The 14,945-nt window shown below is 42.3% G+C and carries 16 protein-coding genes and 1 tRNA gene; 11 read left to right on the top strand and 6 right to left on the bottom strand.

Going from position 1 to position 14,945, the window contains the following annotated elements:
* The first annotated feature begins 319 nt into the window (after positions 1-319).
* The 3 genes from VL121_RS10440 to VL121_RS10430 all read left to right on the top strand — a co-directional run bounded on the left by VL121_RS10440 (position 320) and on the right by VL121_RS10430 (position 3,927).
* Positions 320-1,963, top strand: coding sequence for a UxaA family hydrolase (locus VL121_RS10440; RefSeq protein ID WP_325404934.1), 1,644 nt, complete (start codon positions 320-322; stop codon positions 1,961-1,963).
* Between the two features lie 190 nt (positions 1,964-2,153).
* Complete coding sequence (locus VL121_RS10435; protein WP_325404932.1) at positions 2,154-2,927, top strand: SDR family NAD(P)-dependent oxidoreductase; 774 nt, start codon at positions 2,154-2,156, stop codon at positions 2,925-2,927.
* A 64-nt stretch (positions 2,928-2,991) separates the two neighbouring features.
* A complete protein-coding gene (locus tag VL121_RS10430; protein ID WP_325404930.1) occupies positions 2,992-3,927 on the top strand; it encodes a hypothetical protein in 936 nt (311 codons plus the stop codon).
* 8 nt (positions 3,928-3,935) lie between these two features.
* Here VL121_RS10430 and VL121_RS10425 read toward each other — a convergent pair whose 3' ends face one another.
* Positions 3,936-4,280, bottom strand: a complete 345-nt coding sequence (locus tag VL121_RS10425) for a hypothetical protein (protein WP_325404928.1) — start codon at positions 4,278-4,280, stop codon at positions 3,936-3,938.
* An 894-nt stretch (positions 4,281-5,174) separates the two neighbouring features.
* Between VL121_RS10425 and VL121_RS10420 the strand changes: the two genes are divergently transcribed.
* The 7 genes from VL121_RS10420 (at position 5,175) to VL121_RS10390 (ending at position 11,314) form a co-directional block, all read left to right on the top strand.
* Positions 5,175-5,387: a hypothetical protein gene (locus tag VL121_RS10420; protein ID WP_325404926.1), complete on the top strand. Its 213-nt coding sequence runs from the start codon at positions 5,175-5,177 to the stop codon at positions 5,385-5,387.
* A gap of 224 nt (positions 5,388-5,611) precedes the next feature.
* On the top strand, positions 5,612-6,532 hold the full coding sequence (locus VL121_RS10415) for a hypothetical protein (RefSeq protein ID WP_325404924.1): 921 nt from the start codon (positions 5,612-5,614) through the stop codon (positions 6,530-6,532).
* Between the two features lie 5 nt (positions 6,533-6,537).
* A complete protein-coding gene (locus tag VL121_RS10410) occupies positions 6,538-8,526 on the top strand; it encodes a TonB-dependent receptor plug domain-containing protein (RefSeq protein WP_325404922.1) in 1,989 nt (662 codons plus the stop codon).
* A 3-nt stretch (positions 8,527-8,529) separates the two neighbouring features.
* Complete coding sequence (locus VL121_RS10405) at positions 8,530-8,895, top strand: hypothetical protein (RefSeq protein WP_325404920.1); 366 nt, start codon at positions 8,530-8,532, stop codon at positions 8,893-8,895.
* Positions 8,896-8,962: 67 nt separating this feature from the next.
* Positions 8,963-9,829: an MbnP family protein gene (locus tag VL121_RS10400; protein ID WP_325404918.1), complete on the top strand. Its 867-nt coding sequence runs from the start codon at positions 8,963-8,965 to the stop codon at positions 9,827-9,829.
* Between the two features lie 75 nt (positions 9,830-9,904).
* Complete coding sequence (locus VL121_RS10395) at positions 9,905-10,927, top strand: cytochrome-c peroxidase (protein ID WP_325404916.1); 1,023 nt, start codon at positions 9,905-9,907, stop codon at positions 10,925-10,927.
* 84 nt (positions 10,928-11,011) lie between these two features.
* The gene (locus VL121_RS10390; RefSeq protein WP_325404914.1) at positions 11,012-11,314 is read left to right on the top strand and encodes a hypothetical protein; all 303 of its coding nucleotides are present in this window, start codon (positions 11,012-11,014) and stop codon (positions 11,312-11,314) included.
* 206 nt (positions 11,315-11,520) lie between these two features.
* Here VL121_RS10390 and VL121_RS10385 read toward each other — a convergent pair.
* Positions 11,521-11,594: transfer RNA gene (locus tag VL121_RS10385), tRNA-Asn, on the bottom strand.
* A gap of 393 nt (positions 11,595-11,987) precedes the next feature.
* On the opposite strand from VL121_RS10385, the gene VL121_RS10380 reads away from it, so the two are divergent.
* On the top strand, positions 11,988-12,590 hold the full coding sequence (locus VL121_RS10380) for a superoxide dismutase (protein ID WP_325404912.1): 603 nt from the start codon (positions 11,988-11,990) through the stop codon (positions 12,588-12,590).
* Between the two features lie 124 nt (positions 12,591-12,714).
* Here the strand turns inward: VL121_RS10380 and yidD are convergent, their stop codons facing one another.
* From yidD to murI, 4 genes are all read right to left on the bottom strand, one after another.
* A complete protein-coding gene (gene yidD, locus VL121_RS10375; RefSeq protein WP_324553797.1) occupies positions 12,715-12,945 on the bottom strand; it encodes a membrane protein insertion efficiency factor YidD in 231 nt (76 codons plus the stop codon).
* The gene (rnpA, locus tag VL121_RS10370) at positions 12,920-13,330 is read right to left on the bottom strand and encodes a ribonuclease P protein component (RefSeq protein ID WP_325405173.1); all 411 of its coding nucleotides are present in this window, start codon (positions 13,328-13,330) and stop codon (positions 12,920-12,922) included. The genes yidD and rnpA overlap by 26 nt, the downstream gene beginning before the upstream one ends.
* An 88-nt stretch (positions 13,331-13,418) precedes the next feature.
* Complete coding sequence (gene rpmH / locus VL121_RS10365; RefSeq protein ID WP_152267789.1) at positions 13,419-13,574, bottom strand: 50S ribosomal protein L34; 156 nt, start codon at positions 13,572-13,574, stop codon at positions 13,419-13,421.
* 530 nt (positions 13,575-14,104) lie between these two features.
* Entirely contained in the window at positions 14,105-14,929 is an 825-nt protein-coding gene (murI, locus tag VL121_RS10360; protein WP_325404909.1) for a glutamate racemase, read from the bottom strand.
* Positions 14,930-14,945: the final 16 nt, after the last annotated feature.

Below are 14,945 nucleotides of genomic sequence, written 5' to 3'. Positions count from 1 at the left end.
ACAGTACCCGTTGCAGGAACATACGTGTACAGGCACAAAAAATATATTTTTAAGGCCGGGGCTGAACATGTGTTTCTTTAATCCGCTTGCCGGGTATTGTTTAGTAAGGCAGCTTTTCTTAACTCCTGCAAACAGGCAAGTATATTGTCTTTAAGTTGTTGCATAGTGCAGCAAAAAATGCCGGGAGACAGGTTAATGCAAGGCATACTCACTTCCTTCGCCTGAATTCAATTTTTATTATCAACGCTCATTTCAATAATTTCGCTTTCCGTTTGTTGTTAAAATGAATACTCCATTACCTGGAACAATTTTTAGAAAGATGAAAGCAAGAGTGTTAAAAATTCACCAGAAGGATAATGTACTGGTGGCCCTTACTAATTTAAAGAAAGGCGAAAGCATTGAGCATAACGGCGAAACCTATACGCTGGTTGACGATGCAGATGCCAAGCACAAGTTTTTTATTGGAGATATGAAAGCCGGTGACCCGGTATATATGTACGGCGTGCTGGTGGGCAAAATACAGTTTGATGTGCCCAAAGGCGGACGCATGACAACCGATAATACCAAACATGCCGCCGATCCTTACGATTACCGCGGCGTACAATACGAGTGGCATGCGCCGGATGTGTCTACATTTAAAAACAGAACATTTAACGGCTATCACCGCAGCGATGGCCGGGTAGGCACGGCTAATTACTGGCTGTTTCTTCCCACGGTTTTTTGCGAAAACCGCAACTTGGATGTGATCCGGGAAGCATTGCATAATGAGCTGGGGTACGCGGTAACGGATAAGTATAAGTCGTATACCAAATACCTTGTGGATGCGTATAGGAATGGAGCAGACATCAACGCGCTTCAGATTGCTGATATGGCACCTGACCCGATCCAGCGCAGGGTATTCAAAAATATTGACGGTATAAAATTCCTTAATCACCAGGGTGGCTGCGGCGGCACGCGCCAGGACGCGGCTACGCTGGGCAGGCTTTTGGCCGCCTATTCCGACCACCCCAATGTGGCAGGCGTAACCGTTTTAAGTTTGGGTTGCCAGAACTTACAGGTGCAGGATTATCTGGGCTACCTGAAAGAACGTAATCCCGCTTTCGATAAACCCCTGTACATTTTTGAACAGCAGCAGTCACAGAGTGAAGAACAATTAGTAGCGGAGGCGATCCGAAAAACTTTTGCGGGATTAACGGAGGCGAATAAAGCGGAAAGAAAACCTGCTCCGCTTTCAGAATTATGCATTGGCGTAAAATGCGGGGGCAGCGATGGTTTCAGCGGTATATCCGCTAATCCAGCCGTGGGCTATTGTGCCGATCTTGTAGTAGCACTGGGCGGTAAAATTTTGCTGGCCGAATTTCCCGAACTGTGCGGCGCCGAACAGGAACTGATAGACAGGGCGGTTGATGAACCTACAGCCCGCAAGTTCATGCATTTAATGAGAACCTATGATGAAATGGCGCATAAGGTAGGTTCAGGATTTCATATGAACCCATCGCCAGGCAATATCAAAGACGGGCTGATTACGGATGCCATAAAATCTACAGGCGCCGCAAAAAAAGGCGGTACTTCACCGGTAGTGGATGTGCTGGACTATACAGAAAAAGTAAGTAAGCCCGGCTTGAGCTTAGTTTGTACGCCGGGCAATGATGTGGAAGCCACTACAGGTAAAACCGCATCGGGCTCAACCCTTATTTTATTTACTACCGGCCTGGGTACACCTACGGGCAACCCGGTTTGTCCTACCATAAAAGTGGCTACCAACTCAGCGCTGGCAAAACGTATGAAAGACATTATAGACATTGATACCGGCCCCATTATTGAAGGTGAAAAAACAATTGAGGAAATGGGGGAAGAAATATTGGAGTATTGTATTAAAGCCGCCAGCGGTGAAGTAATACCCAAGGCGGTACAACTGAACCAGGATGATTTCATTCCGTGGAAAAGAGGGGTGTCTTTGTAAAGTGGTAAGTGAGAAGTTGAAAAGAAAGAGCAGGGAAAGGATGAGTATCACAAAATACCCACAATGATATGCAGATGAACGGAGCATCGCAGGGAACGATCAATCTGTGTTGCTGCAGCGGGTACCATAAAAAACATTGTTAACCGGGATTGCATTTCAAATTTAAAATTTAAAATCTCAAATTGTTCTCATGTTCAGATTAGATAATAAAGTAGTTGTTATTACGGGCGGCGGAAGCGGAATAGGCAAAGCCATCAGCACAACCTTTGCAAAGCAGGGCGCTATAGTGCATATTCTTGAAATGGATGAAAAGAGTGCCGCGGCAACGGTTGATGAAATTATTGCGGAAGGCGGAAAAGGTAGTTTCTTTAAATGCAATATCGCTAACCAGCAGGAAGTAAAAACAGTAATAGCGCAGATCACCCAAAAGCATGCAACAATAGATATACTCGTAAACAATGCAGGCATAGCCCATATTGGACAAGCCGATAACACGGCAGAAGAAGATTTTGACCGTGTAGTGGCGGTTAATATCAAAGGCGTATACAATTGCCTGCATGAAACCATTCCCTTTATGAAACAAAAGGGAGGTTCAATTTTGAACATGGCTTCCATAGCTGCACTGGTGGGTATACCCGACCGTTTTGTGTATTCGGCCGCTAAAGGGGCGGTGGGTGCCATGACCTTATCGGTAGCTAAAGACTATTTAAGTTATAATATCCGCTGCAATTGTATTTCCCCGGCAAGAGTACACACGCCTTTTGTAGACGGCTTCCTGGCAAAAAATTACGCGGGCAAAGAAAAAGAAATGTTTGAAAAATTATCCAAAACCCAGCCTATCGGCCGGATGGCCAAGCCTATTGAAATAGCGCACCTGGCGTTATATTTGTGCTCAGATGAAGCTTCTTTTATTACCGGCTGCGATTACCCGATTGACGGTGGTTTTGTTAAATTAAATAACTGATCCGGGTTTTGATCATCAGCCGCAATTTTGTTTGAATGCACGGCGTTAGCAATAAAATGATCATATGAAACATTATTGGGCTGCCTGCCTGTTGCTATGCATTTGTACCGTGTCATGTACTAAAGTTGACAATGGTGAGGTTACGGAAGCAAAGCTGGTTTTCAGGTACCGGTTCGATTCAACACAGGAAAGACTGAATAATATAGGTCAGCCTGCTTTGATTACCGGTGGTAATGCCGCGCAAAGCCCGGTTTTCCATAGTATGAGTGCACACTATATTGAATTAACAGCGGATGCTTCTACACCGTTAGGTAAAGGAGCAGTACTTTATAAAGCGCCTGAAACAGATGCCGGAGGCGAAACCGCTATTGACTTTGAACGATCCGTTGCTGCGGGTAACAATGAAGTGTTTTATGCCATACCGCTCAAAGATATACCTGCCGGAGAATATGAATGGTTGCGGCTTTCGCTGGCTTACCAGAATTATACGGTGCAATACCATATGGATACTACCATTACTATAGCTACCGATACTACTTCCCATACCGTAGTAATTGACCAGGATCTTACAGGAACGATCGCTTCATTTATCGGGTTTAATACCTATATCAAATCTTACCTTATCAAAAGCCAGTCGCTTTCGGTTGATGGCAACCGGAAGCAGGGATATTGGGGATTTGAAACTACTATTAGCGGAGAAGGATTTAGTGAAACATATACCACTTCGGGCCAATCACCGGAGGGCGGCACAACCGTGGTAAATCCTATTTTTAATACCTCGCCGGTACCCGCAGGTTCCTGCGTGGTAACAGCGGCATTTACACCCGGCAAACTGGTGATTACCGGAAAAGAAACAGAAAATATTATAGTAGAGGTATCTCTTTCCACCAATAAAAGTTTTGAATGGAAGGAAGTGGTAAACAATGGTAAATGGGATCCGCTGAAAGGGGAGCCGGTGGTGGATATGGGAATACGGGGAATGATACCGGCAATTAAATAGTAGAAACATTAAATTATATATAAAAGCATATAATTACGAAACGAAGCATTACGCCTGCTTTTATTGAAAGTGAACATATCCCAAAACCAAACCCTTTTATCAATGCCTAATTCATATTCCTTTTTCATAGTAATACTATCATTCATAAGGTGGTAATGAAAACCATACTTCTCTTCAAATCGCATTGGCAGTTGCCCAAGCGTCAATACCATTACGGGTAAAGCTTCTGTCTTAGCAAGACCCACTCCACGGTGTGCTTCTAACGGTAATAACCGAATTTTCCAATCACATAAACTGTCGGAAGTAAACACGAAAAGACCGGATTTGTTAAGAATGCCATATTCATAAGGCAATTCCCCCGAATTGATCACATACACTGTTAGTTTCGATGCGTTCTGATCATTATGCAGGGCAGTAGTATGCTCCTGCCGCTTTATTTGCCTATATGAGTAACAACTCCCCAATATAAATGGCAGTAAAGCAATTGCAGTAGTTTTTTAAAACCAGAAAGCATCTTGTTTGTTTTTATTATTGAGCTCCATGTTCTTCTATTACACATCTATAGAATTTTGAGGCTATGACTATAAAAATAAGATTCATCACGCCACGGTCGCTTTCAAAACAAAGGTGTAAATAGTTCCGGTATCTATCTTTTGAGATGTATGATCGTACGGTACAAGTGGTTAAATTTCCATATTCAGCAATACTCCATTTGTATATTTCATCTAAAAAACAGCTATTTAACCGTAGTCAAAATATTCTTATCTCCCCAATGCCATACGACTGGGATGGATAAAATACTAACAGCTATAAAATAAATGCTGCAGCATAAAAAGCAACTCGGACTGTTGCTTCGGATGCTAAGGTGATGGCGCATGCCCAAAACCTTATTTATGTCATCTCCATCATTGTCGTTTGTCATATTGTTTCATATAGTGTATGTTTATTTTTGCTTTTGCTTTTGAAGCTGTGGTATTAACCCGCAGAATATATTGTTTTTCCGGCAGGGTAATGAAAGCAGTTTTTTATACCTTTGCAAAAAATTACAGCTCGTAAGTATTATTTGCTTGAAACAGTTATCCAAAATAGCAAGTGTTTTTGTAATGTTCATTATGCTTTTAAGCATAATGAAAACCTCTATTCTTTATACTGTTTATGAGTATGACAAGGCGTTCTTTATTGAATTGTTTTGTGTGAATAAAGATCGCCCGCAATTAAAATGTAGTGGTCATTGCAAATTGTCCCAAATGCAGCGGGAGGAAAACGAAGAAAATGCGGACAATATCCTGAAGCAATTACAGTCTGAAATCGTTTATTTTTCTCCGGTATCAATGTCGCAAATAGACGATGATCGCTTTTTAATGACCAATAAAATACAATTTCCTTCCTACCACAATCAACTGTATTCATTCCTGTTTACTGCTAAGCTGACAAAGCCACCGGCAACATTACTCGGTTAGCAATATAGCTAATATCATCTTGTTTTTAAGCGGTGAAAACTTTTGTGTACTATAGTGTGTAAGGGTTGCCTTGCATGCATGATCAACATATTCATATATTCTGATGACACTGTTTTCTTTCTGCTTACCAGTTTTCCTATATATAATTTGATATGTCTAAGGAGCGCCTGCGCTTGCAGTGACCTGCTGCCTGTCAGTTATTTTTCACCAGACTTTCGTCAATAATGAAAAAAGAGATATTTTTTTTCACTACCCTGTGCTTATCGGTGATGTCGTGTACCAAAGAAAAAGCGGATTATGAAGCGGAGATAAATACGGTAGTGACGGAACATTATGAGTTTAAAGAAGCGGCTGCCATCAATAGTGATGGCTATCATATCAGCATTGAAGCGCTGAACGGAACTTTTTATAAAGGGTATAATGAGATCCGGTTGAAGATTTCAGGCGATCATACCAATGAAAATGTATCTGCAGTAACTTTTTTACCGGTTATGACGGGTGCCGATGGCAGTAGGGTTTCCTGCCCTCACCGCTACGACCTGGTTTACAACGCCGATGATAAATATTTTCCGGGATACGCGGTATTTACCAATGAAAGCAGTACAAACGAAACCTGGGAACTATATATCAACTTCACCATTAACAATCAAATCCATTCGGTTAAGCAAAGCATTACCGTTCAGGAGCAAACCAATAAAAACCTGAACATGACAACTTTTACAGGAAAAGATGGTGAGCAATACTTCATCGCGTTAGTAGCTCCACAAAAGCCGAAAGTTGCCGAAAACGAACTGGTTGCCGGCATCTACAAATTCAACAAACCCACAACTCCTCCATCCGGGAGCTTTCCTGATCCTTCGCAGTTTTCCTACGCGGAAGTCAGCGATTATACATTGCAGTTAGATCCGCGGATGCCCGAGCCTTCAATGGGCAATCATTCTTCAATCAACAATAAAGATCTGACCCGGCAAAGCGATGGTTTGTATCACGGAGTGGTTAACTACACCATGACGGGAAACTGGACACTGAATTTCATTATGCTGAACCAGAACGGGAAGATCCTTAAAGGAACCGAAGTGCCCACTGATTTTACACCGGGCGTGGAAGGCGTGAAAAGTGAACTATATATTGATATTTTATTCTAAGGTTTATGAAGAAATTAAGTATTGTTTTGGGGGTTCTTTTTCTTGGAATGAATGCAAATGCTCAAAATCCGCAAGCACAGAACGACACTGCCAAAGTGCTTGAAGAAGTAAAAGTAATTGCCCTTGCCAGGAAGAAGATCCAGACTGAAATGAAAATGGCGGTTTCGGTAGATGAGTTTTTAGCATCTTCCGACAATATCAGCTTTATAAAACGAGGCGCTTATGCGTGGGAGCCCCTGCTCAATAACATGAGCACAGAGCGCTCCACCATTACGATTGACGGCATGCATGTTTTTGGTGCATGTACGGATAAAATGGACCCGATCACTTCCTATGTGGAAAGCAACAATCTTTCTACCATTGATATTAAATCCGGCCAGGAAGGAAGCCTGCACGGGGCAACCGTTGCGGGAAGCATTGACCTGAAAAGGAAGACCACGCCATTTACCCCCGAAAAGAAATACAGCGGCGCTTACCAAACCGGTTTTGAGTTCAATAACAAACAGTTTTTCAACCTGGGAAACCTCTCTTATTCGAGCAATAAATTCGTGGCAGACGGAAGCATTTCCTTTCGGAAAGCAGGTAATTATTATGACGGGAATAACGATGAAGTAAACCACTCGCAGTACAATAAATTCAATACCTCCGTAGGGCTGGCATATAAAACAAGTCCGTTCTCCGCAGTAAGGGTAGACGCTATCTTTGATAAGGCGAAGAATGTAGGCTTCCCCGCGCTCCCTATGGATCTGTGGCTTTCCCGGGCGCTCATTACATCGGCTTCCTACAAGCAATTATTTCAGCACGGGCTGATAAGAGTGTGGGATACCAAGGTATACTACAATGCGGTAGAACATTATATGGACGATACCAAACGCCCGGAGAACCTGGTGCACATGGATATGCCGGGATGGAGCACTACTTACGGACTGGTTTCCCGGGCCAACCTGAAGCGTAGCGATTACAGCGCTGAAGTTCAACTGAACGCGTACAACAACCTCTCCATTGCAGAAATGCGCATGTACCCGCAAGACCGGAGCAAGCGTACCATGTTTGCATACAGTTGGCCTTGGGTCACAACAAAATTTACAAGCCTTGCCATGAATAATTCATGGGACATTTCGGAGAACAGCCGGGTGAACTTCGGCGGCTCGCTGGGCTATAACTACAGCCGTTCCAAATATGTGGAGTTCAACTGGATCTTCCATCCCGGAACACCACAGGAAAAAAGCAGGATATTGCCGGGTTTGCATGCCAGCTACGAGTTGCAGGTTAAGCAATTCAGCTTTTCTGCAGGAACCGGGTATGGACATAGAGCGCCTTCTGTTTCTGAAGGGTACGGGTATTATATATACAACAGTTTTGACCGCTACGATTACATTGGCAATCCCGATCTCAAAAACGAAATTTCTTACGAAGCCAATGCAAGCGCCGGGTTTAAAAATGAAAAAACGGGTATAGAAGCCAAAGTAAATTATTTCTATATCCAAAACTATATCATCGGAAGAATTTTGAGCCTGGGAAGCCCGATGAATTACCAATCGGTTGGGGTGAAGGGGTACACTTCGCTGAACCATGCCAGGATTTTCAATATAGCGTTGAATGCCCGCTATAATATCCTGCAGCATTTACACTGGAAGGGTATGCTCACTTATGCACGGGCAACAGATGATAAGGATGGAAATCTGCCGTTCATTCGCCCGCTGAGCTATCAAACCTCCCTTCATTTTATGTATAAAAAGTTCGGTTTCCAGACCTCGCTGAATGGAGATCTTACACAAAGCAATTACAGCCCGGAATATGGCGAAGATCAAACGCCTGCTTATATGATCCTGAATGTCTCTGCGAACTACAGCTTTAACATCAAAAACTGTAAAACCGTATTGCAGGCAGGTGCGGAAAACGTATTGAATGAATACTACAGCACTTATGCAGACTGGGGCAATATCCCCAGGATGGGACGTAATATTTTCACTTCTTTAAAATTCAGCTTTTAGAAAATGAAAATCGTTTATAGTGTTTTATTAATGATGTTGTCTTTGCTGATAGGTTTTCAGCAGGCGATAATTATCATGCACTTTAAGCTGAACCGGGATGCGATAGAGCAAAGATATTGCATCAATAAAAACAAGCCCGAGTTGCAATGCCACGGAACATGTCATTTAAAAAAAGAATTGCAGGAAACGGAAAACTCCGGGTCATCTGCAATTAGTATTTATCCAAAGATTGACATATTCCCTGTCTCATTCACGGCGTTGGAAGTAACAAATCCAATAATTGATATACAGAGTAAAACATCCATTCATAAAGAAACCCTTTATACATCGCCTTACAGGAAAATATTTGTACCACCTCCTATCGGTTGACTTTATATCATGGCTTAGTCAAAATGTTTATCAGGTGATAAATTTTCAAATACTTAAAAAAACAGCAATGAAAAATTTAAAAAAATATTTATTAGTATCCCTTATTTTATCTGCATTGATATCCTGTAGTAAAGATGATAAGGATCCTGTTGCCAACAATATAACACTGCATTTCAACAACACTTTTAAAAGCAATACCATCGTGCTTGGAGATGCCGCTTCCACGACCGCCACAACAAACACTTCTGCCGAAGGACAGGTGCATCACTTTTCAGAATTGAAATATGTGATAAGCAATATCCGGCTTATAAAAGCAGACGGCACTGAAATCCCTTACAATATCAACGACCTGGATAAGGGCGCAACGGTTGTAAACCAGGCAAAGACAGAAACTTTGGATTATACCCTGAGCAATATACCTTCAGGCGAATACAAACAAATAAAATTCGGCTTAGGCGTTAAGCAGGAATTGAACACGTTAGACCAGGCAAAGTTTCCAACGTTTTATGCAACTGCCGGCGCTAATGCAACTGAAATGATGTGGGAATGGGGAACCGGATACCGTTTTACAAAGCTGGAAGGGTTTTATGACAACGACAATAAAGAAATGTCCATCCACACCGGAAGCACCGTAGAGGGAGAAGAAGGAGCATATACACAAGGCGTTGATGCTTACAGGGATATTACTTTGAATCTTACCAGCAATGCTGTGGTAGGCCGCAATGCTCCTAAAATTACCATCAAAGCAGATTTTGACAAATTGCTGAGCGGAAAGACCAATACGATCAAACTGACATCAGGAACGGGAATGAACGACAATGCCACACCCAATATTCATACCGCCGTTCAAATGACAAAGTTTGTTGACAACCTTGGCGGAGACGGGTCAAGTGATATTACCGGGATGTTTTCTGTAGATAATGTAGAGAATTAGTATACTGCTAAGAGCCGCCTGAAGTTCACGGACGCGGCGGCTCTTTTCAATTTTTTTATGTAGGAGCATTTTGGAATGAAAAAAATATTCGGCATCATATCAATCCTTTTTCTGTTGCTATCCTGCAACAGGGATGATATTGTTCAGCCGGTACCTTATCACAACCCGGAACTTTCGCTGAATATTCCCCCGGATTTTCCTGCGCTGAACAGTTCTGTAAATGCAAATAAGCCTACAAAATATGGAGTTGAATTAGGCGAAAGGCTTTTTAACGAAAAAAGATTCAGCGCAGATAACACTATTTCTTGTGCCGGTTGTCACCATAAATCAAATGCTTTTGCTGATAACAACGCCCTGGCAACAGGAATTTACGGCAGGTTGGGACTTCGCAATACGCCACCCATTCAAAACATGGCGTTCATGCGATTCTACAATTGGGATGGCAAGATCCTCCAGTTGGAAAAACAACCGTTGGTTCCCATCATCACTCACGAAGAAATGAATTCTTCTATTTTGGAAGTCATTGGTAAAATAAATGACGATCAGGAATACAAAGAATTGTTCAGAAAAGCATTTGGTGATGAAAATATAAGTCCGGAAAGGATATATAAAAGCATTGCGCAATATGAGTATACACTCATCTCCGTTGATAGCAGGTATGACAAAGTACAACGAAACGAAGGCGAAGTATTCACGGAAAGCGAAGCAAGGGGTTATCAGACTTTTCAGCATAAATGCGGGAGCTGTCACAGCACAGCATTGTTTACCGACCAGAGCTTCAGAAATGTTGGATTCCCTTTAAATCCTAACACCGAGGAGGCAGGGCGTGCCAGGGTAACAGGGATTCTTGCGGACTATATGAGCTTCCGGGTTCCCTCTTTAAGAAACATTGAATACACAGCACCTTACGGCAGCTTCGGTCAGTTCCCTACTTTGAGATCGGTGTTGGATTATTTCAATCATGGCGTTTTGGATGCCGATAATCTTGACCCGGTTTTAAAAGAGAACGGTAACAGGATACCGCTAACGGAACAGGAAAAAGAAGACCTTATCGCCTTTATGAAAACCTTGAGTGACAGCTCATTTGTTGGAAAGTAATTAACGGCTCTAAAATATTTTCTTGCTCAATGGCAAGATGTTCAATAATAAATAAACTGATTTAGGTAAATAAAAGGAAAAACAATGAACAGGAGAACTAAAATAATATATACTATCGTATTAATAATATTTACAGCCTGTAATGCAGGCGATAAAGGGAATATCCATAACAAGGAAAACCATGTGATGCAAATGCCGGCTGAAACTTCCAAAAGAGGATTTGAAGGCATCCGGTTTGCGTCTAAAAGAGATACAATTTGCCACATGCCCGTAACTAATGAAACAGCCGCAGATACACTCGTGTTAGACAGGAAAGTTTACGGCTTTTGTTCAAAGGAATGTAAGGAAAATTTTGCCAGGATATTAAAGGAACAAAATAAAAGATGAAATATGCTGATGATGTAGGGATTGCAGGAGGCGCCGTACCTACATTCTCCGGTACTATTCCGGGAAGAAAAGATAAGTCAGCATAAATTGAAGTAACTTTATAGCGTAATCGCTCTTTGTTTCAAAATTGCCTTAGTTACTGGCAAATTACTGGCAAAAATAAAAAAGTCGCCCATGGCGACCTTTGTAAGTTGTTGATTCTTAAGCTCCCCCTTCAGGACTTGAACCTGAGACCCTCTGATTAACAGTCAGATGCTCTAACCAACTGAGCTAAGGAGGAATTTCTTTATTTATAGTTTGTTGTTTATCGTTTTTAGTTAAACGCCTTTACAACGCACCACCCCTTTCGGGGCGGCAAAAATAGGTTTTTTGATATGATTCTGCAAACAATTTTACAAATGTTTTTACGGCTCAAATTGAAATGTGATGTGGGCTTATTTATATGGCATTATTAATAAATAACGAACATATCTATAAAATAAATTCCGTATCAACTTAAGCAGTAAATTTGTAAATTGGTTATCACAGCATCCTTTTTCCATTTTTTCTGCCCTGCCCCGAGATATACATTTTTGCCGGTTGGAAAATAAATGATCCGGCCAGCGATAAAATGCAGATATTGATGAAAACACCATAAGTGAAAAATTAATTTTCAAATTTAAACTATAGTATTATGGCTTTTACATTACCGGCACTGCCGTATGCGCACAACGCATTGGAACCTCATATTGACACTTTAACGATGCAAATACACCATGGTAAGCATCACCAGGCTTATGTTGACAACCTTAACAAAGCAATAGCGGGTACACCCAACGAAAATAAATCCTTAGAGGAACTGGTTAAAGCAGCCGGAACAATTAGCCCGGCGGTACGCAACAACGGTGGCGGTCACTGGAACCATAGTTTTTTCTGGGAAATCCTGGCGCCTAATGCGGGAGGAAAACCTTCAGGAAAACTAGCGGCAGCTATTGACACCGCATTCGGCAGCTTCGATGAGTTTAAAACAAAATTCAGCGCGGCCGGCGCCACGCGCTTTGGAAGCGGCTGGGCATGGCTGATCGTAAAGGATGGTAAATTAGAAGTAACCAGCACCCCCAATCAGGACAATCCGCTGATGGACGTAGCCGAAGTAAAAGGCACACCTATCCTGGGCGTAGATGTATGGGAACATGCCTATTATCTTAAATACCAAAACAAACGTCCCGATTACCTGGCAGCCATATGGAATGTGGTGAACTGGAAAAAAGTAGAAGAGAAATTTGAAAAAGCATAAGCTCTTCAATAATAAGATCAGGGGCTGTCCGGGTTTCCGGGCAGCTTTTTTGTTTGAGGATGAGGTATAAGGTGTGAGATGTGGGGTATCTCCATTTCAAATCTTAAATTTCAAATCTCAAATATTACGGTACGGGGTCGTACCCATGTCCCCCCCAGGGATGGCAACGGGCAATACGCTTTGCCGCCAGCCATATGCCTTTAAATATACCATATTTTTTAAGTGCTTCTAAGGCATACTGCGAACAGGTAGGCGTAAACCGGCACTTAGGGCCGAGTATGGGTGAAATAAATATTTGATAGAGCCTGATCAGCCCTATGAACGGAAGACTAAGTATGCGGCGAACGGTTTTCATCAACAACCCGGATAAGTTTATCCAAAATTACCTGTACTTTTTCTTTTACCAGCAAAAAATCCGGTAACTCCCTGCCCGTATAAATAAAAAAGAGCATCAACTGTTTACCGGTTTCCGTTAGCTTTTGCTGCAGGCTGTTTTTTTGCAAACGATAGGCTTCCCGGGTAAGTCTTTTGATTTTGTTGCGATGCACCGCTTTTTTGAAATGCTTGCTGCTTACCGCCACGCCAGCCTGTAAGGGTATGGGCAACAGGGTATTAGCAGCAACAACCGGCAAATACAGTACCCGGAAGGGGAAAGCGGAAACACTTTTCCCTTCTTTGAACAACTGTTCAATGTGCTTACGGCTTTTGAGCCGCTCCTGCTTATTTAAAGTAAAGGTTATTTTCAGGTTCCGTAATTAAATTACAAAAATAGCCCCGAAACGGGGCTATGCAATTATTTAACGATCTATGCACATGGCATAGCCGGTATTATTTCGCTATTTTCTCATCGGAAACAGTCAGTTTCTTACGTCCTTTTTTACGACGGCTGGCTAAAACCTTGCGCCCGTTTGCGGTTTGCATGCGTTTGCGAAAGCCATGAACTGATTTACGACGACGTTTATGCGGCTGAAATGTACGTTTCATTATTTTTTACTTTTTCACTTTTTTGAAATAAAAGTTCGGGAGAAGCGAACCGGGTTTCAAAATCATTTACCTTTTCCAGACGGGCCACCACGCCCTTTCTGTTAAGGCTGGATGAAAGGACGGCAAAGGTAAGTGTTCAAAATTAATTTCCGGCCTTTTTTTTCAGGTACATTATCCTCAACCACATTGGGTTTTTTAATGCGGTACAGAGCCCCGGAAGAGCATATAAATGAGGCTGTCTCAAAAGACCCGGTATAGAAGATATGCCACTAAGACTCAAAGACACAAAGTCCTGACCTTCAGGTTTTATTTTCTTCGTGCTTTAGTGCCTGCCCGTCCGGTTCAGGCGGAACTTTGTGGCAAAATATTACTTTTTAGACAGCTCCGTAGCAGCGAAGATAAAGCATACAAAGATTTTTTAAGACTGCATATCTAAAATCTAAAAAAAATTGCTACTCCCTATCTGCGAATCTGCGGCGAAAGACTATTCATAAAAATACCTTTATAAGGAAGCTTTTACAAATCGTGGCTTATTCGATGTTAACATGTTCAGAATGAATGCTTTTCCCAAAGAAAGTAGCTGCATGCGCATCAAAATCTTCTGTTGAATCGGTGGTGTAAAATTGTACCGTGCCCTGTTTGCTGCAACGGCTTTCCATTTCAGGGTGCCGTTCAAAATAATGCTCCAGGCTTTTAGCTACAATTTCACCCTGCGAAAGCAGGCTAATATGATCGGGCAGGTAGGCCCTGATTTTATCTTTCAGCAACGGATAATGTGTACAGGCCAAAAGTACCGTATCTATAAGTTTTCCTTTCCCAAGCAGGTTCTTCACATTTTTCTCTACAAAATAATCAGCCCCCGGGCCTTTATATTCGTTATTCTCTACCAGCGGTACCCACATGGGGCAGGCCTCCTGGTATACTTTTACATGGGGATAAAATTTCTTTGTTTCAATAACATAAGATTCCGATAACACCGTACCCGCGGTAGCCAGTATACCTACCTCGTTAGACCGGGTAAAGGTTCCGATCATTTCGGTAGTAGGCCGTATTACACCCAATACACGGTTTTGCGGATTGATACGGGGAAGATCATTTTGCTGTATAGTACGCAGGGCCTTGGCCGAAGCGGTGTTGCAGGCTACAATAACCAAAGGACAACCCCGGGCAAACAACCATTGAACGCATTGCAGGGTGTAGCGGTAAACGGTTTCAAAAGAGCGCGGGCCATAGGGAGCGCGGGCATTATCGCCCAAATAGAAATAATCGTACTGCGGAAGCGTATGAATAAATTCCTTTAAAATGGTTAATCCCCCGTAACCCGAATCAAAAACACCAATAGGCTGCTGTTTCATAAAACAAAGATAACCG

Source organism: Agriterribacter sp. (assembly GCF_035497235.1).
Taxonomy (GTDB): Bacteria; Bacteroidota; Bacteroidia; order Chitinophagales; family Chitinophagaceae; genus Agriterribacter.
This window is presented reverse-complemented; position numbering and strand designations above follow the sequence as displayed.

What these genes read in the sequence shown, in the direction of transcription:
- VL121_RS10440 (WP_325404934.1), top strand. Translation starts at nt 320, where the DNA reads ATGAAAGCAAGAGTGTTAAAAATTCACCAGAAGGATAATGTACTGGTG.
- VL121_RS10435 (WP_325404932.1), top strand. Translation starts at nt 2,154, where the DNA reads ATGTTCAGATTAGATAATAAAGTAGTTGTTATTACGGGCGGCGGAAGC.
- VL121_RS10430 (WP_325404930.1), top strand. Translation starts at nt 2,992, where the DNA reads ATGAAACATTATTGGGCTGCCTGCCTGTTGCTATGCATTTGTACCGTG.
- VL121_RS10420 (WP_325404926.1), top strand. Translation starts at nt 5,175, where the DNA reads ATGCAGCGGGAGGAAAACGAAGAAAATGCGGACAATATCCTGAAGCAA.
- VL121_RS10415 (WP_325404924.1), top strand. Translation starts at nt 5,612, where the DNA reads ATGAAAAAAGAGATATTTTTTTTCACTACCCTGTGCTTATCGGTGATG.
- VL121_RS10410 (WP_325404922.1), top strand. Translation starts at nt 6,538, where the DNA reads ATGAAGAAATTAAGTATTGTTTTGGGGGTTCTTTTTCTTGGAATGAAT.
- VL121_RS10405 (WP_325404920.1), top strand. Translation starts at nt 8,530, where the DNA reads ATGAAAATCGTTTATAGTGTTTTATTAATGATGTTGTCTTTGCTGATA.
- VL121_RS10400 (WP_325404918.1), top strand. Translation starts at nt 8,963, where the DNA reads ATGAAAAATTTAAAAAAATATTTATTAGTATCCCTTATTTTATCTGCA.
- VL121_RS10395 (WP_325404916.1), top strand. Translation starts at nt 9,905, where the DNA reads ATGAAAAAAATATTCGGCATCATATCAATCCTTTTTCTGTTGCTATCC.
- VL121_RS10390 (WP_325404914.1), top strand. Translation starts at nt 11,012, where the DNA reads ATGAACAGGAGAACTAAAATAATATATACTATCGTATTAATAATATTT.
- VL121_RS10380 (WP_325404912.1), top strand. Translation starts at nt 11,988, where the DNA reads ATGGCTTTTACATTACCGGCACTGCCGTATGCGCACAACGCATTGGAA.
- yidD (WP_324553797.1), bottom strand. Translation starts at nt 12,945, where the DNA reads ATGAAAACCGTTCGCCGCATACTTAGTCTTCCGTTCATAGGGCTGATC.
- rpmH (WP_152267789.1), bottom strand. Translation starts at nt 13,574, where the DNA reads ATGAAACGTACATTTCAGCCGCATAAACGTCGTCGTAAATCAGTTCAT.
- murI (WP_325404909.1), bottom strand. Translation starts at nt 14,929, where the DNA reads ATGAAACAGCAGCCTATTGGTGTTTTTGATTCGGGTTACGGGGGATTA.